Consider the following 20,490-nt stretch of genomic DNA (forward strand, 5'->3'; position numbering starts at 1 on the left):
CGCATGCACCTCTCACCCCGCACCGTCAGCTCACACCTCTACCGCGTCTTCCCCAAACTCGGCATCACCTCACGCGCCGCCCTCCGCGACGCACTGAGCAAGATCCCCGGCGACCAGAACGTGTGACTGCGGCACGCCGAGCCCTACGCGGGGTAGGCGCGGAGGCCGCGCTCGTCCAGCCAGCCGAGCACGTAGTCGGCGACGAATCTCCATCCGCTGTCGATGACCAGGGAATGGGCGCGGTCCGCGAACTGCTTCAAGTCGGTCACGGCCGTGGAGTCGCCGTACTCCTTGTACACCGTGCGCGTGACGGCGTCGGGCACCAGCAGGTCCTCCTGCCCGGAGATCAGCAGGAGCGGGCCGCGGGCCGCGTTGCCGACGTCCACCACGGCACGCGGGCTGCGCGCCGTGCCCGCGTATCCCAGGTCGGCGAGCAGACGACGGGACGTCGGCACGACATAGCGGTCGAAGAGCCGGTCGGACTCCTCCGCCGCGACCGTGTTCGCGAAGGCGCGGTGGAACTGCTCCGGGGACAGGGACACCAGTTGTTCGGCGTCGTCGGGCCGGCCCGGGGTCCACAGCCGGGCCGGGGAGGCGGGCAGCGGAATGTCGTTGATCGGGGCGGGTGCGATGGCCACCGCGGCCCGGCCGATGTTGGCGCCGATGAGATGCTGCGCGATGAGGCCGCCGACGGAGTGGCCGACGATCACCGGCGCGATTTCAAACGACCGTACGATTTCCGCGTAGTGATCCGTCAGCACGTCCAGGCCGATGCCCGCGAGCGTCCCGGAGGCCTTGCGCGTCTCCCGGACGGCGACCGCCTCCCCCGGCCATCCGGGCGTGAAGGCGAGGAACCCCCGGCTGGCGAAGCGCTCCGCCCATGACTCCCAGGACAGCGCGTGCAGCCAGGTGCCATGGATGAAGACGACGGGAGTGTGGTTCACGGCTGGCCCTCCGAGCATGACGATCACCCGGCTCTGGCATGCGGGTGACAGTTTCAGGATCGTTCAGGCGCAGGTCAGGGGCGACAGTCGAATGACTTAATGTTCACGGCCCACAGCGCCCACAGGACCGAGCGCCCCGGGAACGGTCATCCCCGTCAAGGCGCCCCGATTCGGACACGTCCCCGCTTGGCGGACCTCCGTCGTCACGATGCACCGTCGAAGTCGGCAATGTTGGACGGTCAAGTGACTTATGTACGCCGCTCCCGCAGCGACGAGGGTAGGTCGGGCCAGCTTTCGCCACGGGGAAGGATCCGACCGCCATGAGCAGCAACCAACCAGGTGTACAGGCTCGCCCGGCGCCGCACGCCCGCCCCGAGCTGATCCTGGACATCGAGCGCGTGCTGGACGTCGCCGCCCGGCAGGCCATCAGGGCGGAGTTCCGGTTCGACCCGGAGGCTCCCCTGGTCGTGTCCGTGGAGCTTGTCGTCGAGGGCGGCCCGCGTGTCCTGTGGCGGATCGGCCGCGACCTCCTCCAGCAGGGGCTGTACTCGGTGAGCGGCCTCGGTGACGTCCAGATGTGGCCGACGCACTCCGAGGACCGGGCCACCGCGCGGCTCCGGCTGGCCTCCAGGGACATGGCGGCCCTGTTCGAGCTGCCCGTGCCCCCGCTGGAGGAGTGGCTGGAGCACACCTACGAGCTCGTTCCCGCCGGTCGCGAGCTCGCCGAGATCGACTGGGAGGTCGCCACCGCGGATCTGCTCCAAGGCCCGTGAAGAACGGTCGCCGAGCGCCGACACCGCAGTGCCCGCCGAGGAGCGCCGGTGCACGACGAGGATGAAGTCACCCCGGTAACCGCTCGCCCGGGCCTCGGCGGATGCCTCGGGGAAAATTCGCTCGAAGCCGGCGGGGAGACGCTGCGTTCCCGGATCATCCACGAAGTACCCGACCGACTCCAGGGAGATCATCCCCCGCACACCGCCGCGGCGGCACAGTTTACGGGCAGCCTGACGGGCCCCGATCAGTCCGAGTTCTTCCATGTCGAACACGGCCAGGACGACACGCGGGGGAACCGACGCCTCAGACAGCAGACGCGCCGTCTCCAGGAGCACCGACGACCACGGCCGGCCCGTCGCCGGACCCGGGCAGCGAGGCGATGAGGTTCGCTCCGTGCAGGCGCCGGTGGAGCCGCGGTTTGAGGGCGAGCGCCCGGTGGCCGTGCCGGTCCGTCGAACCGATCTGCCAGCGCGCGTCGAACGGTTGCCGTTCCACCAGCCAGCCCGCGGCGGTCAGTTCGTCATGGACGTAGGCCTCGGCGCGCTGCATCGCCCGAGGTGCCCGCAGCCGACTGCGCGGCTCGGCGGCGAGGAACTCCACGTGCCGCCGTAGTCGGGCGGCTTCCGGAAGCAATCCTCAAGTGGGCATCACCGTAGGGTCGTTCGTCATCCGGCACTCCGATCTGTGTGGGATCAAGGGCGCCGGACCGGCCGACAGCCCTTTCACCTGGGGAATTTCGCGGCAGGCGAGGTCGTGCCCGGCCGGCGGCCGCCTCCAGGGGGATCCGTCGGCAGAGGAGCCGGAGACATCCGGCGCGATTGTCCTGTCCCATCCGTGAACCTGCTACGGCTCCGATCCCGTTGCCCCAGGTAGGAACTCCTGCGGTCAAGGTATTGATTGGCTGACCTGGCCGCAGGACGGGGCGGTCGTCCTCATGCTCTTCCCCCGACGTGAGGGCGGCCGCTCCCACCACACCGGGCCAGGCCTGAAAGTCAGAGTTTCGACCGAGGTTCTCGCGGTCGGCAGCCCGAGCCTCTTCCATGACAGTCCGCAGTCCGGTCGGCGGCGCGGCGATCCTGCGCGCGTCCTCGCGCAGACAGCGGACCTCGTCGCCGAGCGTCACAGGGGCGAAACCTGCCCTGTGCACGGCCCGCGTACTCCAGGTATCTCGTGTCGCACACATGGCCGTTCAGGTCCCGTCGTCCCAACGGACTTCAAAAGGCTTCGTGAATACCTTGGGCATGAAGGAAACCGTGTGAGCCCGATTTCGGTCCGGGGATTCGCGGTGGCCTCTGCCACCGCGGTCACCGCAGTCGGAAGCGTCGTCGGCGTTGCCTCGGGCAGCACCGCGCAGAACAACGACGCCGAGGCGGCGGCAACCGACCTGACGCTTCTCGCGGACATACCCGCGGGCCAGCAGGCCCAGGTGCAGACCGCGTCCCTGACGCAGCAGGCCGACGTGCAGGCCATCGCCGCCGACGCGAGCGCCAAGAAGGACGCCGAGGAGGCGGCCCGCAAGGCGGCCGCCAAGTCCGCGATCAAGAAGAAAGAGGCCGCCCAGCAGGCGGAACAGGAGGCCGAGGAGCGCGCCGAGGCCAAGGCAGCGGCTTCCCCGTCCAGAGCTCCTACACCGTCGCACAGATTCAGGCGATGGCCGCACAGATGGTGCCCGGCGACCAGTTCCAGTGCTTCAGCAACATCGTGGACCACGAGTCCAGCTGGAACTACACGGCGGTCAACGCTTCCTCCGGTGCCTACGGCCTCTTCCAGGCACTGCCCGGCTCCAAGATGTCCTCCGTCGGCGCCGACTGGCGGACCAACCCGGCCACCCAGATCAAGTGGGGCCTCAACTACATGAACAGCACCTATGACAGCCCCTGTGGCGCCTGGGCGTTCTGGCAGGCCAACCACTGGTACTGAGCCCCGGGCCCCTCGGAGCGGTTAGGGTCGAAAGAAGACACGTGTCGCGGCCGGGAGGACAAGGCATGAGCGGGATACCGGGAGACACCGGGCCGACGGAGGACGCAGCTCTGACACGGGCCGTGCAGGCGGGCGACGTATCGGCGCTCGCCCTGCTGCTGGAGCGTCACCGGCCCGGGATGCGCGCGGTGGCGCTCAGCCTGCTGGGGCCGGGCCCGGACGTGGACGACGTCATGCAGGAAGCGGCGCTGGTGGCGCTGCGCCGGATCGTGGACGTACGCGATCCGGAAGCCGTGGGGCCATGGCTGCGCATGGTCGTACGCAACAGCTGCCGGACGCTGCTGCGCGCCTCGCGCCGTGTCGAGCCCATGGAGTGGGTGCCGCTGCCATCGGACGGCGGCACACCCGAGCAGGTCCTGCAGACCCATGCACTGCGGGACTGGATCTGGGAGGCCGTCGAGGCGTTGTCCCCGACCCTGCGCCTGCCGCTCGTCCTGCGCTACTTCTCCACCGGGATCACCTCGTACCAGCAGATCGCCGAAGCCTGCTCCGTTCCCGTCAGCACCGTGCGCAGCCGGCTGAACCAGGCACGCGGCGCCCTCGCCCAGACCCTGACCGCCACCGCGGCCTCGGCGCACGAGGACGTGACACGCCGCACCGAAGCCAGCTGGCAGGAGGTACGCGAGACACTCGCGGCCGCCGAGCGCGGCGAGTTCGGCAAGGTGGTCAGGAACCGCTACTCCCCCGAGGTCTCGCTGCTGACCGGAGGCCGGCGGCTCGGCGGAGCCGACCTCCTGCGGGCAGGGATGGACTGGGACCTCTCGGCGGGTGTGCGCCAGCGCCCCCTGCATGTGGTGGCCGGCCGGTCCCTGGTCGTCTGGGAGATGGAACTGGTCAACCCGCCCGACGATCCGGACCACTGCCCGCCCGGGGTCGCCTGGATCATGTCGCTGGACGGCGGCCGCTTCGACCGGGTCTCCCTCTATCACGCAGCACGCCCCGAGGCCGCGCCCGCGCCTGCCGCGGCCTGAGTCCGGGCCTTGCCACCTCACCCCAACAATATGACCCAGATCACATTCAGGCGATAAAACTTCTCGGATTCCGGAGCGTCTTGTCGGTGTCACAGACACCTGCGGACCCTACGGAGATCCCGATGAACATACACACCGCACATACCGACCCCCTCTCCCCCGGCACCCACTCCTACCAGACGGGCGGAATCGTCCAGCGCTATCACGTGCACGGCAGCGGCCCGGTGTGCGTGGCGCTCCCCGGCGGTCCCGGCATCTTCTGGGACTACCTGCGAATGCCCGCCCTCGAAGAGCATCTGACGATGGTCTACGTCGAGCCCGTCGGCACCGCCGAGGACAGCCGTCTCCCCTCGCACCCGCACGGTTACACCCGGGAGAGGTACAGCCGCTTCCTGCAGGTGCTGATCAACCGGCTCGGCGTGCGGAAGGTGCACCTGCTGGGGCATTCGCACGGCGCGTTCGTGGCCGCCTACCACGCCCTGTACCGCCCCGAGCAGGTGGCGGGCGTCGTGCTGTACGAAGGCGCGCCCGTCACTGGTCCCGAACACGGCGCGGAGGCGGGCCGCAGGGTGGAGGCGTTCGCCGCGCAGCACGCCGGTCACCCCGGACTGCCCGGTGTGCTGGCCGCGTTCGGCGCGATGTCCACCATCTCCAGCGACGAGCAGACCGTGACGGTCGCCCGCGGTGTGCTCCCGTCCTACTTTGCCGACTACTGGGGGAACGAGGAGCGGCTGGCCCCGTTCCGGGACGCGATCCGGGCCACCTACATCTCAGGCCTGGACGAGGACCTCGTACCCGATGTCATCGACGACCGCGCTGCCCTCAAGGAACTGGAGCCCCCGGCTCTGGTCGTCGTGGGCCGGCACGACGTGATCTGCGGGCCTCGCTGGGCACTCGAACTCGATGAGCTGATCCCCGACTCGCAGCTGCTGGTACTGGAGAACAGCGGCCACATGGGGCACATCGAGGAGCCCGAGCTGTTCGCGGGCGCGGTCCGTGACTTCGCCCTGCGGACCGGCGGCCCGCGGGACGGAGCCGCGTAGGCACCTCACGACGTGCGTCGGCCCGCAGAGGGCCGACGCACGTGAACCCGGCCACCGACGGCACCACCAGCGCACAGCCACGACGCACACACACCTCAACGCCGACACCCGTACAAGCGCCGCTCGGAGGGGCGTCACGAACACCCGCAGACGCACCGCGCCGCGTTTCGCTCGGGGTGGTCACCGGTAACCACCCCTACGACGGCGTCGACGCGCCTGCGGCACCGTTACCGTGCCGGAAAGTACCAGCTCACGTCGGCTACGGGGCCTTACAGATACTGTCGGCGCCACCCCGGGGCGTTCGGACCTGCGCAGTCATCGCCCGCAACCGCTGGGAACTTCCCAATGGATCAATGACCGGCATTCCTGGTCACCGTCAGCACGCGCATCAGGGCGCCGGGGCCGCGCCGCCGTGTCGGCAGGATCACCACCTGAAACAAGGCTTTGACCTGGGAAATCCAGGGAACTGGAGGGAATTGTTCCGCAGCCGCCACCACAACTGTCCAGGTCAGCAGCGATGCAGCTCAGGCCCAGGCCGCCACCGGCACGAACGAACTGTCCTGCCGGAACAGCTCCGTGCCGTCCGGCAGATCCACGCGGAGTTGGTAGTCGTAGTGGCGCAGGTAGCGGCCCGGGTAGTTGTACGACTCGAAACGGATCGAGTCCGTTGCCGTGCCGGTGCGGGCGATGAAGGTTGCGTCGCGGGCGAACGTCGTTGTGCCGTCGTTGGGGTCGAAGCGGCCCCGGAAGCCGTAGTGGCGCAGGTAGTTGCCGGAGGCGTCGCGGAAGGAGTGGGCGTTTGCGTCGGCGAGCCCGGCGACGACGGTGAAGGTGGATGCCTGCTTCTCGGCGGCTGTGCTGGAGCCGGTCACCACCGGGAGGTTGAGCAGCGCGGACTGCTGTTGCCAGTAGCGGGTGGAGTAGTTGGCGGAGCGGAAGGAGCGGGTGGTGTTGCGGGCCAGGCTCACGCCGCCCGAGACCGTCTCCTTGATCACGGTGAAGTGGCGTGCGGTGCCCGAGATGCCGGGCAGGGCGCGCGGCGCGCTCCAGGTGGCGAACGTGTCGTAGCTGTCGCTGTAGTAGTACGTGCCGTCGCCGTAGCCGTCGAAGAAGATGCGCCAGCCGCCGTTGTCGAGCTGCACCAGTGCAGGGCCCTCGCGGTAGCTGCCCCAGCCCGCCCAGTCGCCGGTGCGGCGGACGGTGTACGGGCCGGTGAGGCTGGACGCCGTGGCGTACTCGATGTACTTGGTCGTCTCGTTCTTCGGGAAGGCGTGGTAGGTCGAGCCGATCCGCACGATGAAGGTGTCGATGTGGTTGGCGCCGATGCCGGACAGGGGGACGGGTGAAGTCCAGGCGGTGAGCGCGGAGTTGGTGGCTCGGAGACGGTACGGGGTGAAGATCCACTCGTCGTTGGTGGTGGAGCAGGACACGATGACGTTCACGCTGCCGTCGCTGTCCACGAACCACTCGGGCGCCCAGGCGCGCGACAGGTTGGCGATCGGAACCGGGTAGTCGTACAGGAACGTCCAGTCGACCCGGTCGGAGCTGCGGGCGAAGCCGATGGTGGTGCTGGTGTCCTGCCATGTGTGCGTGGTGTAGGTGATGTAGTAGTAGCCGTCGGTGTGCCGGAAGATCGCGGCGTCGCGGATCCGGTTGGCGGGCGGGGTGTAGGCCGAGGACCTCAGCAGCCGGAAGTCGGTGGCGTCGTCGGACTGGTAGACGTTCACGGTCCCGTCGTTGCTGTTGAGGAACGGGACGATGGTGTAGCGGGTGGCGGAGCCGTTGGGGGGCGCGGCGGCCTCGGCGGTGCCGAGCATGCCGGGCAGTTCGCCCAGGACGAGCGCCGAGGCGGGCAGGGCGGCCAGCGTGCGCAGCAGGGTGCGGCGGGACGGCGTGGCGGGGGGACGTGGGGTCATGTGCGGCTCCTCCGACCCGGGATTCGATATACCGAACGCAGTTCGGAAATTCGGTCAGAAGGTAGGGGTGAGGTCGCAGCGCGTCAATGGTTCGCGCACGATGGAACAAGGCCTGTGGGAATGCTGTGGCGGGCAGGTGAACCGGCTTTCTTCTCAACCGCGTTCCCCCGAAGCCCTACTGACGTTACCGTTCGGTAGACAACACGCTCCGGAGGTGTCCCGCATGACGCTCGACCGTTCCGCCGGCCTGGCGGAGACCGCCCGCGCGCTGGCCGACGGGGAAGTGACGTCCGGCGCCCTCGTCGAGGCGGCCCTGGCCCGTATCGAGGCGACGCAGGGCACCCTCAACGCCTTCCGGATCGTGCGCGCCCAGGCGGCGCTCGCCGAGGCGGAGGCCGCCGACCGGGAACTGGCCGCCGGGGTGCGCCGTCCGCTGCTCGGCGTGCCCGTCGCCGTCAAGGACGACATGGACGTGGCCGGTGAGCCCACCGCGTTCGGCTGCGCGGGTGGGTTCCCGCCGGTCGCCGAGGACGGTGAGGCGGTACGGCGACTGCGCGCGGCCGGCGCCGTGATCGTCGGCAAGACGAACACCTGCGAACTCGGGCAGTGGCCCTTCACCGAGGGGCCCGCGTTCGGCGCGACCCGCAATCCGTGGAGCACGGACCACACGCCGGGCGGCTCCTCCGGCGGTTCGGCGGCCGCGGTCGCGGCAGGCCTGGTGCCGGCCGCGCTCGGCTCGGACGGCGCCGGGTCGGTGCGCATCCCGGCGTCCTGGACCCATCTGATCGGCATCAAGCCGCAGCGCGGGCGCATCTCCACCTGGCCGCGCGGCGAGTCGTTCCAGGGCATCACGGTCAACGGCACCCTGGCCCGCACGGTCGCGGACGCGGCCCTGCTGCTGGACTCGGCCAGCGGCAACCACGAACACGACCCGCACCGCCCGCCGGTGCTCGACGTGTCCGAGGCGGTGGACCGCGACCCCGGCCGGCTGCGCATCGCCCTCTCCCTGAAGCCGCCGTTCACCGCACTGCCCGCCCGGCTGCACCCGGAGATCCGCGCCCGGGTCGTCGAACTCGCCGAACAGCTCGCCGCGTTGGGGCACACGGTCGAGGAGGCCGATCCGCCGTACGGCCAGATCGGGCTGACCTTCGTTCCGCGCGCCACGGTCGGGGTCGCCGAGCGGGTCCGCGAGACGCCCGACCCCGCGCTCCTGGACCCGCGCACCCGTGAAGCGGCGCGGCTCGGGAGGCTGCTCGGCGGGGCTCCGCTGCGGGCGGCCCGGCGTGCCGAGGCGGCCCTGCACCGCCGTATCGGCGGATTCTTCTCGTCGTACGACGTGGTCCTCGCGCCGACGACGGCCGCTCCCCCGCCGCGGATCGGCGCCATGCTGAAACTCGGCGGTCTCGCCACCGACCGCGCGATGATCGCCGCCTGCCCGTACGCCTGGCCGTGGAACGTGCTGGGCTGGCCCGGCGTCAATGTTCCGGCCGGTTTCGTCACCGGGGGTCTGCCGGTCGGGGCGCAGCTGCTCGGTCCCGCGCACAGCGAGCCGCTGCTCGTCTCGCTCGCCGCCCAACTGGAGGCCGATCTGCGCTGGCACGAGCTGCGCCCGCCCGAGCAGGTCGCCTCGGAGTCCCCTGCGGCACAGGGGTTTTCGCCGCCCGCTAACGTGACCCCGTGACTGCCTTCACGGATGAGAACGTCCCCGGCCGATTCGGCCCGACCGCGACCATCGAGGCCGACCCGCGTGAGGTCGGCCGGGTGCGCACGGAGTACTCACCCGCGCACGACGGCGACCCCGATCCCGGGGAGATCGTCTGGACGTGGGTGCCGTTCGAGGAGAACGACGGGCGGGGCAAGGACCGCCCGGTGCTGGTCGTGGCGCGGGAGGCGGCGGGTACGTTTCTCGCCGTGCAGTTGTCCAGCAAGCGGCACGACGGCGACCGGGAGTGGGTGCCGATCGGCAGCGGGCCGTGGGACCGGTCGGGCCGGGACTCATGGGTGGACGTGGACCGGGTGCTGCGGCTGCACGAGCAGGGCATGCGGCGGGAGGCGTGCGCGCTGGACCGGATGCGGTTCAACCTGGTGCGCCACCGGTTGCGGGAGCGCTACGGCTGGAGCTGAACCGGGCTCGGCGGGAACGCCCGTACGAAGGCCTCACGGACCACCGCACCGGGCGTACGGTCCAGCACCCCGAACACCACGTGCTCGAACCTGGCCGCGAACCGTCCGCCGGGGCCCAGCAGCTGCCGGAAGGCGCCGGCGACCTGCGCCGGGTCGTTCTGGAAGACTCCGCAGCCCCAGGCGCCCAGCACCAGCCGCCGGTAGCCGTGGTGGGCGGCCGTCTCCAGGACGCGTTCGGCCCGCACGGCCAGGGCGTGCGGCAGTTCGGCGGTGCGCTGTGGTGCCGTGCGGCGCACCACCCCGGCGTTCGGGGCGGCGGCGGTCAGGAAACCGGCGGTGTACGGCTCGTCCAGCAGCCGGCCCCGGTCGTCGCGGAAGACGGGCACGGCGGGTGAGTGGATGACACGGTCCGTGTAGAACGGGTCTCGGTGGGTGCGGTGGTGGTCGTAGAACTCCGGGGCCCGCAGCAGGCACGTGTACAGGGCGGAGGCGCGGCACAGGGCCTCCTCCTGGGCCTGGGCACCGTTGAGGAAGCCACCGCCCGGGTTGCGGGCCGAGGCGAAGTTCAGGACGGCAGCCGGACCGATCCGGCGGGCGGCCTCCAGGCTGCTCTCGCCCGTGACCTCGAAGAATGTGTCCACCGCGGGCGCGGGTGCCACCAGCACCGGTTCCGGACCGTGCATCCGCGTCCCCGCTCGCGCGGCCTCCACGGCGGCGGCCACGGACACCGTGCGCCCGTCGGACGCCCGATAGGCTCCCGCGGCCACGATCTGCTCGGTCTCCCGCGCGATGCCGCGCAGCCGCGCGCTCACGGCACAACCCCCGTGTGCGCCACGAGCGCGCGCTGCGCTGCTTCCCCCGTCGTGCTCATGAACGCATCGTGAGCGATGCTGGTCATGCGGCGCAACAGAGTTTTCCCTGTCCCCCAACTAGAGATGACCGACCCCTTACGCCTCGCGGCGCACTCTTGTGCGAAGCGACGAGAGGGTCTTGGGTGGGACGAGTGTGCCGGTCCGACTTGCGTTCCTCCGGACCGGCGGCATGGTGGAATCTCAGGAGGATCCCGACATGTCCGACTCAGTCAGTGGCTGTACGGAGCCACGTCCCGCCGTCACCGAAGCGGAGGTCGAGGCGCTGGTCCGTGGTATCTGCTTCAAGACCGGCCCGCCCCGCGCCCTCGGTGTCGAAGTGGAATGGCTCGTCCAAGAGCTGCACGAACCGCAGCTCCCCGTCACACCCGAACGACTCGAAGCGGCCTACGCCGCACTGAGCACCGTCCCACTGCGGTCGGTGCTCACCGTCGAACCCGGCGGCCAGCTGGAGCTCAGCTCGCCGCCCGCCGCCTCCCTGATGGAGTGCATCGGCACCGTCTCCGCCGATCTGGACGCCGTCCGCGCAATCCTGCGCGAGCACGATCTCGGCCTCCTCGGCATCGGCCACGACCCGTGGCACGCTCCCCGCCGCTTCCTGCGCGAGCCGCGCTACGACGCGATGGAGACCTGTCTCGACCGCACCGGCCCGGCCGGCCGCGCCATGATGTGCACCTCGGCCTCGGTCCAGGTGTGCCTGGACGCCGGCTTCGAGGAGCCCGGCCCGCTCGGTCATGTGCGGCGCTGGTGGCTGGCGCACCACCTGGGCGCGGTCCTGCTCGCCGCCTTCGCCAACTCCCCGCTGGCCGGGCACCGGCCCACCGGCTGGCTGTCCACCCGTCAGCTGCGGTGGGTCCAGATCGGCGCGGGCCGGGCGGGTGCGCCCACGCTGGACGTCGATCCGCGCGGCGCCTGGGCACGCCATGTGCTGGACGCACCGGTGATGTGCGTACGGCGGGACGGCGGCCCGTGGGAGGTGCCCGAGGGGCTGACCTTCCGGGAATGGACCAGATCGGGGTCGCCCAGGCCTCCGACCCGGGACGACCTCGGTTACCACATGACCACGCTGTTCCCGCCGGTCAGACCGCGCGGCCATCTCGAGCTGCGGATGATCGACGCGCAGCCCGGCGACGACGGGTGGATCGTTCCGCTCGCCGTGACCGCGGCGCTGTTCGACGACCCCGAGGCCGCCGAGACCGCCTACCGCGCGGTGAAGCCCCTGGCGGAGCGGGCCATGTCGCTGCCGGCGCCGCACAATCCGCTGTGGCTGGACGCGGCCCGGTACGGGCTCGCCGACCGGGAGTTGCACGAGGTGGCCGTCGTCTGTTTCGCGTCGGCGCTGCGGGCGCTGCCCCGGCTCGGCGTCGGCCCCGAGGTCACCGACGCCGTGGCGGCGTATCAGGACCGCTATGTCAACAGGGGCCGCTGCCCCGCCGACGATCTGCTGGACCGGCTGCGCGGTACGGACCTCCCCCGGTCCCGGCCTCGCTCGACCGGGGGGATCCCCACCCCGCACGGGAAGGACTTCCGCACATGACCGACCCCGCCCTCGACACCGAGACCGGCACGGATACCGACACCGAGATCGACATCGAAGCCTTCCGGGAGCGCGCGCTGACCTCGCTCACCACCGCACGGGAGCGCACCACGCTCCTGACCAGCTGTGTCGAGGAGCCCGACCTGACGGCCCAGCACTCGCCGCTGATGTCCCCGCTGGTGTGGGATCTCGCGCACATCGGCAACCAGGAGGAGCTGTGGCTGCTGCGGGCGGTCGCCGGGCAGGAGGCGATACGGCCCGAGATCGACAACCTCTACGACGCCTTCGAGCACCCGCGCGCCGAACGGCCCTCGCTGCCGCTGCTGCCGCCCGCCGAGGCCCGCCGGTACGCGGCCGAGGTGCGCGGGCGTGCCCTGGACGTGCTGGACGGCACCGCGTTCCACGGGACGCGTCTGACGGAGGCGGGTTTCGCCTTCGGGATGATCGCGCAGCACGAACAGCAGCACGACGAGACCATGCTGATCACCCATCAGCTCCGCCGGGGTCCGCAGGCGCTGCACGCCCCCGATCCGGAGCCCGTCCCGCTGTTCACGGGGCCCGCCGAAGTCCTGGTACCCGGCGGCCCGTTCACCATGGGCACCTCCACCGAGCCCTGGGCACTCGACAACGAACGGCCCGCGCACCGGCGTGAGGTGCCACCGTTCCACATCGACACGACCCCCGTGACGAACGCGGCCTACCAGGCGTTCATCGAGGACGGCGGCTACGACGACCCGCGCTGGTGGGCGGCGGACGGCTGGACGCACATCCGCCGCCACTCCATCCACGCCCCGGCGTTCTGGCGCCGCGACGGCGGGCAGTGGCTGCGCCGCCGCTTCGGCGTCACCGAGGTGGTGCCGCCCGACGAGCCGGTGTTGCATGTGTGCTGGTACGAGGCCGACGCCTACGCCCGCTGGGCCGGGCGCCGGCTGCCCACCGAGGCCGAGTGGGAGAAGGCCGCCCGCCACGACCCGGCGACCGGCCGCTCCACCCGCTACCCGTGGGGCGACGCCGATCCGGCGCCCGAGCACGCCAACCTCGGCCAGCGGCATCTGCGCCCGGCGCCCGCCGGGAGCTACCCCGCCGGGGAATCGCCCCTGGGCGTACGGCAGTTGATCGGTGACGTGTGGGAGTGGACGGCGAGCGACTTCCTGCCGTATCCGGGGTTCACGGCGTTCCCGTACAAGGAGTACTCGGAGGTGTTCTTCGGCCCCGAGTACAAGGTGCTGCGCGGCGGTTCGTTCGCGGTGGACCCGGTGGCCTGCCGGGGCACGTTCCGCAACTGGGACTATCCGATCCGGCGGCAGATCTTCTCCGGGTTCCGCACGGCCCGCTCGGGGGATGTCTGATGTGCCGTCACCTGGCGTACGTGGGCCCCGAGGAGCCGCTCGGCCGGCTCCTGGTGGACCCGGCGCACGGCCTGTACCGGCAGTCCTGGGCTCCCCGGCGGCAGCGGTACGGAACTGTCAACGCCGACGGGTTCGGGGTGGGTTGGTACGCCGAGGGGGACCCCGTGCCGGCCCGGTACCGGCGGGCCGGGCCGATCTGGGCGGATCTGTCCTTCGCCGACCTGGCGCGGGTCGTACGGTCCGGCGCGCTGCTCGCCGCCGTGCGGGACGCGACGCTGGCGGGCGCCGACGCGGAGGCCGCCGCGGCGCCGTTCGCCGCGGGGTCCTGGCTGTTCAGCCACAACGGCGCCGTCACGGGCTGGCCCCACTCGCTCGCCCCGCTCACCGGGGGCCTGTCCCCGGTGGACCTGCTGTCCCTGGAGGCCCGCAACGACTCCGCGCTGGTCTGGGCCCTTGTGCTCGCCCGGCTGCGCGCGGGTGACGACATGGGCCGGGCGCTGGCCGACACGGTCCCGGAGGTCGCCGCGGCGGCCCCGGGCTCCCGGCTCAACCTGCTGCTGACCGACGGCGTGTCCATCGCCGCCACCACCTGGGGCGACACCCTCTGGTATCTCGCCCGGCCCGACGGCGGCACCGTCGTGGCCTCCGAACCGTACGACGACGATCCGCGCTGGCAGGAGGTCCCCGACCGCACCCTGCTCGCGGCGGGCCGCACCGATGTGCAGCTCACCCCGCTCAAGGAGCCGAGCGACGCCTCGGCGGACGCACCACCGAAGGAGCCCCGCACGTGAGTCCGTTCCTTCTCACCCGCACCCTGCCCGAGGACGCCACGGACGCGGCGCTGCGCGCCGACGTCCAGCAGGGACTGACCAGCACGCCCAAGACACTGCCGCCGAAGTGGTTCTACGACGCGCACGGCAGCGACCTGTTCGAGCAGATCACCGAACTGCCCGAGTACTACCCGACGCGCGCCGAACGGGAGATCCTCATCGCCCGCTCCGCCGAGATCGCCGCCGCGAGCCGCGCCCGCACCCTCGTCGAACTGGGCTCCGGCTCCTCCGACAAGACCCGGCACCTGATCGACGCGCTGACCGGGCTTCACACCTACGTCCCGGTCGATGTGAGCGAGAGCGCCCTCACCCAGGCCGGGCAGGCGCTCGTCGCGGAGCGGCCCGGCCTGAGCGTGCACGCGCTGATCGCCGACTTCACCGCACGCCTGGAGCTGCCGGACACGCCGGGCCCCCGGCTGCTGGCGTTTCTCGGCGGCACGATCGGCAACCTGCTGCCGGCCGAGCGTGCGGCGTTCCTGGCCTCGATCCGCGCCCTGCTCTCGCCGGGCGACGCCCTGCTGCTCGGCACGGACCTGGTCAAGGACGAGCAGGTCCTGGTCCGGGCGTACGACGACGCGGCCGGGGTGACGGCCGCCTTCAACAAGAACGTCCTGGCCGTGGTCAACCGCGAGCTGGGCGCCGACTTCGATCCCGGCGCCTTCGACCATGTGGCCCTGTGGGACGCCGCCGACGAGTGGATCGAGATGCGGCTGCGCTCCCGCACGCACCAGACCGTGAAGGTTCCCGCGCTCGATCTCGCCGTGGACTTCGCGGCGGGCGAGGAGTTGCGCACCGAGGTGTCGGCGAAGTTCCGAAAGGAGGGCGTGCGCGCCGAACTGGCCTCCGCAGGACTGGAGTTGACCCACTGGTGGACGGACGGCGAGGGCCGTTTCGCGCTGTCGCTGAGCACCGTCCGCTGATCAGCCGAGGGGGACCGCCAGCGCCTCGGTGATCCGACGGGAGGCGCGGCGGGCCTCCGTCACCGGGTCGGCACCGGTGAGCACCTTGGTCATGTACTCCTTGATCGGGTTGTCGGCCTCCACGTTCGCCCACTCGGGAGTGCTGGGGGTCGCCCGGCCCTGCGCGGCCCCGGCCGCCATGGCGGCGACCCCCTCCTCGCCCGCGACGGCCTGTGCGAGCGTCGTCTTGTTGGGGACGTAGTTCATGGTGCGGGCCAGCTCGGTGTTCCACTTGGCTCCGGCGAGCGCCTCGACGACGGCGACGGCGCCGTCGCGTGCGTCGGTGTTGTTCGGGATGACGAGGTCGGAGCCCCCGGTGAAGACGGCGCCGGGCCGGTCGGCGCTCTTGCCGGGGACGGGGAAGAAGCCCAGCTCGCCGTCGAGTTCGGGGTTCTGCTGCACGATCGCGCGGGCGAGCCCCGGCACGGCCACGATCTGCGCCGCGCGTCCCTCGGCGAACACACCGGCCTGCGGCGGGTGTTCCTCGTCCGCGTCGACCGGGCCCCTGCCGAGGGCCTGGAGCCGCCGGTAGAAGTCCATGCCGCGCAGGGCGGCCGGAGAGTCCAGGGTGCCCCGCCAGGTGCCGCCGTTCTCCTGCGCCAGGTCGCCGCCCTCGTCCCAGATGAAGCCGGAGAGCGTGTACCAGTCCTGTCCGGCCAGGTAAATGCCCTGGTTTCCGGCCGAGTTGAGTTTCTCGGTGGCGGTGAGCCACTCCTCGCGGGTCCGTGGCGGGGCCTCGATGCCGGCCTGTCGGAAGAGGTCCTTGCGGTAGATGACGACGCGGTTGGCCGCGTACCAGGGGATGCCGTACTGCGTCGACCGCTGCCGGCCCGGCTCGGCGAGGCCGGGCAGCCAGTCGCGCATGCCCCAGTCCCGCAGCGACTCCAGGGTCAGGTCGAGCAGTCCGCCTCCCTCGACGTACTGCGGGACCTGGGTGTTGCCGACCTCGATCACGTCCGGCCCGTCGGTGGCCCCGGTGGCGTCCGTTTCGAGGGCGGCCTGCACCTTCTCGCCGATCCCCGTCCACTCCTGGATGCGGATGTCGAGGTCGAGTTCGCCGTGGGTGCGCTCGAACTCCTCGGTGAACCGCTCCAGGAAGTCCTTCGAGGCGCTGTCCTTCATCAACCACACGGTGACGGTGCGCCGTTCGGTCCCCCCGCCCTGCGGCAGGAGTCCACACGCGCCGACGAGGGACACGGAGACGCAGACGAGGGCGAGGCGGCGAAGGCTCACGAGGGGTCCTGTTCTGTCTGGCGGACAGGGCGGAGGGGCCCGACGTGGGGGAACGAGCGCGAGGGCTCGCACGGGTGTGCCGATTTTGGTATGGACCAATGCGGAGGTCAAGGGATTCCCGGCGAGCCGGCCGACGCCTCGCGCTCCGGCGCAGCTTGGGGCACGGTGGAGTGACGCGTGACGCACGGGTCACGACGGAGAGGAGTACCTGCATGTCGAACCACACCTACCGGGTCACGGACATCGTCGGCACCTCACCCGAGGGCGTCGACAAGGCCATCCGCAACGGCATCAGCCGCGCCTCGCAGACCCTGCGCAACCTGGACTGGTTCGAGGTGACCGAGGTGCGGGGCCAGCTCGACAACGGGGAGATCGCGCACTGGCAGGTCAGCATGAAGGTCGGTTTCCGCCTCGAGGACACGGACTGAGCGGCCCCGGCCTCAGATCCTGCCCTCCCGCTCCTGCGCCACCTTGAGCGCGGCGGAGGGGGCCGCCCAGCGCGCCCGTACGACGGTGAATCCGGCCCGCTCGGCGTCCTCGCACACCAGTTCGTCGTCGTCCACGAGGACGCGGATGTCCCGGGTGCGGGCGAGCCGGCGGAGGATCTCCAGCTTGGTGTACCGGGCGGGCCTGCGGTCATCGTTGCGCCGCATGTACACGCGCCCCTCGGGCAGGCCGTGCGCGGCCAGCCACTCGAGTGTGTCCTGCCGGCAGCGCTCGGGCCGTCCGGTGAGGTAGACGACCTCGCACTCCGGCGCGCTCTGAACCGCCAGCGCCACCCCCTCGGCGATCGGCGGGTCCTCGGGCGCGGCCGCGAAGAAGCCGTCCCAGTCACGCGGCTTGCGCTCCAGGAACCGCTGCCGGTGAGCGGTGTCGGCGAGGGTGTTGTCCAGATCGAAGACGGCGAGCGGGCGTTCGTCACGTGCGGTCACGGTGCCACCCTAGACGGGGAATGCCAGGGATTTCCGGGCGTTGAACCCTGTGTGAGTTCCGTGATCGCCCAGACCCGCTTCTCCGTCCTCGACCGTTCCCGGACCCGAGAGGGACACCCGAACGCCGAGGCGCTGCGCGACACCGTGCGGCTGGCGCAGGAACTGGAGGGGCTCGGCTACCACCGCTTCTGGGTCTCGGAGCACCACGGGGTGCCCGGCGTCGCCGGGTCCGCGCCGACCGTGCTGGCCGCCGCCGTGGCCGCGGCGACGCGGACGATCCGGGTCGGCACCGGGGGCGTCATGCTGCCGAATCACCAACCTCTCGTCGTGGCCGAGCAGTTCGGCGTGCTGGAGTCGCTGTTCCCGGGGCGGATCGACATGGGGCTGGGCCGGTCTGTGGGTTTCACCGACGGCGTACGCAAGGCGCTGGGCCGCGACAAGGGCGTCGCCGAGGACTTCGCCGCCCAGCTCGACGAGCTGCTGGGCTGGTTCCGCGGCACCTCCCCGACACGGGTCCACGCGCGTCCCGCGGAGGGCCTCACCGTGCCGCCGTTCGTGCTCGCGATGGGCGAGGGCGCCGCCATCGCCGCCCGCGCGGGCCTGCCGATGGTCATCGGCGATCTCAGGAACCGCGAGAAGATGCGGCGCGGGATCGACCACTACCGTGCGAACTTCCGGCCATCGGAGTGGTCGTCGGAGCCGTACGTCGTCATCTCCGGCACGGTCGCGGTGGCCGCGACCCCCGAGGAGGCCCGGCGACTGCTGATCCCGGAGGCCTGGTCCATGGCGTACTCGCGCACGCACGGCACCTTCCCGCCGCTGCCGCCCGCCGAGCGGGTCGAGGCGCTCACCATGACGGACCGGGAGCGCGGTTTCTACGAGTCCGGTCTCACCGGCCAGCTCGCGGGCACCGAGGGAGAGGTCGCCCACGAGCTGGAGACCGTGCTGAAGGAGACGGGCGCGCAGGAGGTCCTGGTCACGACCAGCACGTATGACCGTGCGGCCCTGCTGGACTCCTATCGGCGGCTCGCCCGGATCACGGACCGGGCGAGGCTCTCCTCCGCGTAGCACGCGGAGGAAAGGGCTTCAGAACAGCGCCGTCACGGCCTGCTGCCCGGCGGTCGCCGCGCCCGTTCAGCCCCGTTGCGGGATCGCCGGCCCCTCCGGCGCGCCACTGCCCCGCCGCGGGGTCGGCGCGCCTGTCTCGCAGGTCCTGGCCCGCGACTGCTCGGAGACCAGGGCGACGTGGGCCCATTCGAGCTCGCCGCCCATCAGACCGGGCTGGGCGGCATGGGCGAGTGCCCGGCGGTCGGGGTGGCTGCCCGCCGGGATCTCGTCCCGTATCTCGACCTCGGCGACGAGTCCGCGTGCCGAGACCACCCGCCACAGCGAGGCGAGCAGGGAGTCCTCGCCGACGAAGGCGGGCGCGGTGCTCGCGGGACCACCCTCGAACCGGTAGTGGAGGCGGACCGGCTGGACGGGGACGCCCGCGTCGAGGGCGGCCTGGAACACCGCCCGTCGGAAGTGTCCCTGAGCCCGGCCGCACCAGGTGCTGCCCTCGGGGAAGGCCACGACCGCGGCGCCACCGCGCAGCGCCTCGGCGATGCGGGCGACCGTCCGGGGCAGTGCGCGCAGCCGGTCCCGCTCGATGAACAGGGCGCCGCTGCGCGCGGTGAGTGCACCCGCCACCGGCCACCGCCGGATCTCCGCCTTGGCGAGCATCCGGGCCGGGCGCACGGCGGCGAGCAGCGGGATGTCCAGCCACGAGATGTGGTTGGCGACGAGCAGCAGGCCACCGGTGGGCGCCGCCGCGCCGCTGATGCGGACACGGACGCCGACGGCCCGGACCACGGCCCGGCTCCACCGGCGGATCAGCGCATCGCGCCGGGACGCGGGCACGCTCCCGAACACCGGCAGCAGCGCGACGCCCACCAGGAGCGTCGCCAGCAGTGCCCCGATCCGCAGCACGGCGCGCGGCACGTCCGGCAGGGACCGGACGGATGTGACGCAGACCTGCGGGGAGCAGGGCGCGGTGGGCAGCCACGCGCTGCTCGGTATGACGGGACGGGGCACGGCCGCCGCCCCACGCTCGCGCCTTGGTGTCCGTACCCGCCCGGCCGGCAGGACGGCCGCGCCCGGGCGAAGGCGGTGCGGAAGCCCCGTACGCGTGACGCTCATCAGGCCGGGACGAGCGAGAGGAAGTGCCGCAGATAGCGCGGGTTGACCCGGCGCATCGACAGCAGCACGTACAGGTCGGCCACGCCGAAGTCGGCGTCGTGCGCGGGCTGACCGCACACCCAGGCGCCCAGGCGGACGTAACCGCGCAGCAGGGGCGGGAGTTCGGTGCGTTCGGCCGGGCGGGCGACGCCGTCGGCGACCCAGGGCAGCAGCGGCTGGACGCGGTACTCCTCGGGGGCCAGGTTCTTGGCCTGCACCCGGTCCCAGGTGGCGGCCGCGAGGGCGCCTCCGTCGGCCAGCGGGATGGAGCAGCAGCCGGCCAGCCACTCGTGGCCGCGGTCGACCATGTACCGCGCTATCCCGGCCCAGATCAGGCCGATGACGGCGCCGTCGCGGTGGTCGGGGTGCACACAGGAGCGGCCGACCTCCACGAGGCCGGGACGGATGGGGTCGAGCCGGGTCAGGTCGAACTCGCCCTCGGAGTACAGCCGGCCGGCGACCGAGGCCCGCTCGGGCGGCAGCAGCCGGTAGGTGCCGACGACCTGACCGGTGAGCGTGTCGCGGACCAGCAAGTGGTCGCAGTACGCGTCGAAGGAGTCGATGTCGAGCCCCGGCTGCGGGGTGGTGAGCAGCGCACCCATTTCGCCGGCGAAGACGTCGTGCCGCAGCTTCTGAGCGGCCCGCACATCGTCCTCGTCGCGGGCGAGGGTGACGGTGTAGCGGGTGGGTGCCGCTGGCTGCGGGGGACGGTCGAGGGTGGAAACGCCGGTCATGGCACACTCCTGGTCACGGGCCGGTTCGACGACGGCAGCGGGCGGGCCGGGTCGTTCGGCCTGCCGCCACAGTTCTTC

At 71.7% G+C, this 20,490-nt stretch carries 20 protein-coding genes and 2 pseudogenes; 13 read left to right on the forward strand and 9 right to left on the reverse strand.

All coding sequences use genetic code 11. The annotated features are described in order from the left end of the window. Window positions 1-126, forward strand: a 126-nt coding sequence (locus ACFV7R_RS27790) for a LuxR C-terminal-related transcriptional regulator (protein ID WP_385268548.1), incomplete at its 5' end; no start/stop codon positions are given. A gap of 17 nt (window positions 127-143) precedes the next feature. On the opposite strand, the gene ACFV7R_RS27795 is transcribed toward ACFV7R_RS27790, so the two are convergent. Then, on the reverse strand, window positions 144-944 hold the full coding sequence (locus ACFV7R_RS27795) for an alpha/beta hydrolase (RefSeq protein WP_385268200.1): 801 nt from the start codon (window positions 942-944) through the stop codon (window positions 144-146). Window positions 945-1,264: 320 nt separating this feature from the next. Here ACFV7R_RS27795 and ACFV7R_RS27800 point away from each other — a divergent pair, with 320 nt between their 5' ends. Next, window positions 1,265-1,717: an SsgA family sporulation/cell division regulator gene (locus ACFV7R_RS27800; protein ID WP_385268201.1), complete on the forward strand. Its 453-nt coding sequence runs from the start codon at window positions 1,265-1,267 to the stop codon at window positions 1,715-1,717. Window positions 1,718-1,915: 198 nt separating this feature from the next. Here the strand turns inward: ACFV7R_RS27800 and ACFV7R_RS27805 are convergent. Both ACFV7R_RS27805 and ACFV7R_RS27810 read right to left on the reverse strand, forming a co-directional pair. After that, window positions 1,916-2,053: pseudogene (locus ACFV7R_RS27805) on the reverse strand (M28 family peptidase); the annotation flags it as partial. Next, on the reverse strand, window positions 2,022-2,351 hold the full coding sequence (locus tag ACFV7R_RS27810; protein ID WP_385268202.1) for a hypothetical protein: 330 nt from the start codon (window positions 2,349-2,351) through the stop codon (window positions 2,022-2,024). The gene ACFV7R_RS27810 and the pseudogene ACFV7R_RS27805, both read right to left, overlap by 32 nt. A 622-nt stretch (window positions 2,352-2,973) precedes the next feature. On the opposite strand from ACFV7R_RS27810, the pseudogene ACFV7R_RS27815 reads away from it, so the two are divergent. The 3 genes and pseudogenes from ACFV7R_RS27815 to ACFV7R_RS27825 all read left to right on the forward strand — a co-directional run bounded on the left by ACFV7R_RS27815 (window position 2,974) and on the right by ACFV7R_RS27825 (window position 5,712). Beyond that, a pseudogene (locus tag ACFV7R_RS27815) lies at window positions 2,974-3,638 on the forward strand (transglycosylase SLT domain-containing protein). A gap of 65 nt (window positions 3,639-3,703) precedes the next feature. Further along, window positions 3,704-4,669 (forward strand): RNA polymerase sigma factor, encoded by a 966-nt coding sequence (locus tag ACFV7R_RS27820; protein ID WP_385268204.1) that lies wholly within the window; start codon window positions 3,704-3,706, stop codon window positions 4,667-4,669. Window positions 4,670-4,791: 122 nt separating this feature from the next. Then, on the forward strand, window positions 4,792-5,712 hold the full coding sequence (locus ACFV7R_RS27825; protein WP_385268206.1) for an alpha/beta fold hydrolase: 921 nt from the start codon (window positions 4,792-4,794) through the stop codon (window positions 5,710-5,712). Between the two features lie 524 nt (window positions 5,713-6,236). Here ACFV7R_RS27825 and ACFV7R_RS27830 read toward each other — a convergent pair. Further along, window positions 6,237-7,628 carry a glycoside hydrolase family 43 protein gene (locus ACFV7R_RS27830; RefSeq protein ID WP_385268208.1) on the reverse strand — a complete coding sequence of 464 codons (1,392 nt, stop codon included), beginning with the start codon at window positions 7,626-7,628 and terminating at the stop codon, window positions 6,237-6,239. Window positions 7,629-7,851: 223 nt separating this feature from the next. On the opposite strand from ACFV7R_RS27830, the gene ACFV7R_RS27835 reads away from it, so the two are divergent. Beyond that, window positions 7,852-9,309: an amidase gene (locus ACFV7R_RS27835; RefSeq protein WP_385268210.1), complete on the forward strand. Its 1,458-nt coding sequence runs from the start codon at window positions 7,852-7,854 to the stop codon at window positions 9,307-9,309. After that, on the forward strand, window positions 9,306-9,752 hold the full coding sequence (locus ACFV7R_RS27840; protein WP_385268212.1) for a type II toxin-antitoxin system PemK/MazF family toxin: 447 nt from the start codon (window positions 9,306-9,308) through the stop codon (window positions 9,750-9,752). Before ACFV7R_RS27835 ends, ACFV7R_RS27840 begins: the two co-directional genes overlap by 4 nt. On the opposite strand, the gene ACFV7R_RS27845 is transcribed toward ACFV7R_RS27840, so the two are convergent. Then, on the reverse strand, window positions 9,737-10,564 hold the full coding sequence (locus ACFV7R_RS27845; protein WP_385268214.1) for a TIGR02452 family protein: 828 nt from the start codon (window positions 10,562-10,564) through the stop codon (window positions 9,737-9,739). The genes ACFV7R_RS27840 and ACFV7R_RS27845 overlap by 16 nt on opposite strands. Before the next feature lie 256 nt (window positions 10,565-10,820). Here ACFV7R_RS27845 and egtA point away from each other — a divergent pair, with 256 nt between their 5' ends. The 4 genes from egtA to egtD are packed head-to-tail and all read left to right on the forward strand — an operon-like array spanning window position 10,821 to window position 15,257. Further along, on the forward strand, window positions 10,821-12,158 hold the full coding sequence (gene egtA, locus ACFV7R_RS27850; RefSeq protein ID WP_385268216.1) for an ergothioneine biosynthesis glutamate--cysteine ligase EgtA: 1,338 nt from the start codon (window positions 10,821-10,823) through the stop codon (window positions 12,156-12,158). Continuing rightward, window positions 12,155-13,507 carry an ergothioneine biosynthesis protein EgtB gene (gene egtB / locus ACFV7R_RS27855; protein WP_385268218.1) on the forward strand — a complete coding sequence of 451 codons (1,353 nt, stop codon included), beginning with the start codon at window positions 12,155-12,157 and terminating at the stop codon, window positions 13,505-13,507. Before egtA ends, egtB begins: the two co-directional genes overlap by 4 nt. Beyond that, window positions 13,507-14,298, forward strand: a complete 792-nt coding sequence (gene egtC, locus ACFV7R_RS27860; RefSeq protein ID WP_385268220.1) for an ergothioneine biosynthesis protein EgtC — start codon at window positions 13,507-13,509, stop codon at window positions 14,296-14,298. Before egtB ends, egtC begins: the two co-directional genes overlap by 1 nt. Then, the gene (gene egtD / locus ACFV7R_RS27865) at window positions 14,295-15,257 is read left to right on the forward strand and encodes an L-histidine N(alpha)-methyltransferase (RefSeq protein ID WP_385268222.1); all 963 of its coding nucleotides are present in this window, start codon (window positions 14,295-14,297) and stop codon (window positions 15,255-15,257) included. Before egtC ends, egtD begins: the two co-directional genes overlap by 4 nt. On the opposite strand, the gene ACFV7R_RS27870 is transcribed toward egtD, so the two are convergent. Continuing rightward, entirely contained in the window at window positions 15,258-16,529 is a 1,272-nt protein-coding gene (locus tag ACFV7R_RS27870; RefSeq protein ID WP_385268224.1) for an extracellular solute-binding protein, read from the reverse strand. A 212-nt stretch (window positions 16,530-16,741) separates the two neighbouring features. On the opposite strand from ACFV7R_RS27870, the gene ACFV7R_RS27875 reads away from it, so the two are divergent. Next, window positions 16,742-16,957 carry a dodecin gene (locus tag ACFV7R_RS27875; protein ID WP_385268226.1) on the forward strand — a complete coding sequence of 72 codons (216 nt, stop codon included), beginning with the start codon at window positions 16,742-16,744 and terminating at the stop codon, window positions 16,955-16,957. Window positions 16,958-16,969: 12 nt separating this feature from the next. On the opposite strand, the gene ACFV7R_RS27880 is transcribed toward ACFV7R_RS27875, so the two are convergent. Then, window positions 16,970-17,461, reverse strand: coding sequence for a hypothetical protein (locus ACFV7R_RS27880; protein WP_385268228.1), 492 nt, complete (start codon window positions 17,459-17,461; stop codon window positions 16,970-16,972). A 51-nt stretch (window positions 17,462-17,512) separates the two neighbouring features. Here ACFV7R_RS27880 and ACFV7R_RS27885 point away from each other — a divergent pair, with 51 nt between their 5' ends. After that, window positions 17,513-18,529: an LLM class flavin-dependent oxidoreductase gene (locus ACFV7R_RS27885; RefSeq protein ID WP_385268230.1), complete on the forward strand. Its 1,017-nt coding sequence runs from the start codon at window positions 17,513-17,515 to the stop codon at window positions 18,527-18,529. 66 nt (window positions 18,530-18,595) lie between these two features. On the opposite strand, the gene ACFV7R_RS27890 is transcribed toward ACFV7R_RS27885, so the two are convergent. Beyond that, window positions 18,596-19,534: a lysophospholipid acyltransferase family protein gene (locus ACFV7R_RS27890; protein ID WP_385268232.1), complete on the reverse strand. Its 939-nt coding sequence runs from the start codon at window positions 19,532-19,534 to the stop codon at window positions 18,596-18,598. 104 nt (window positions 19,535-19,638) lie between these two features. Further along, the gene (locus tag ACFV7R_RS27895; RefSeq protein WP_129802671.1) at window positions 19,639-20,412 is read right to left on the reverse strand and encodes a GNAT family N-acetyltransferase; all 774 of its coding nucleotides are present in this window, start codon (window positions 20,410-20,412) and stop codon (window positions 19,639-19,641) included. Window positions 20,413-20,490: the final 78 nt, after the last annotated feature.

This window comes from Streptomyces sp. NPDC059866 (genome assembly GCF_042731325.1).
Classification (GTDB): domain Bacteria; phylum Actinomycetota; class Actinomycetes; order Streptomycetales; family Streptomycetaceae; genus Streptomyces; species Streptomyces flavusporus.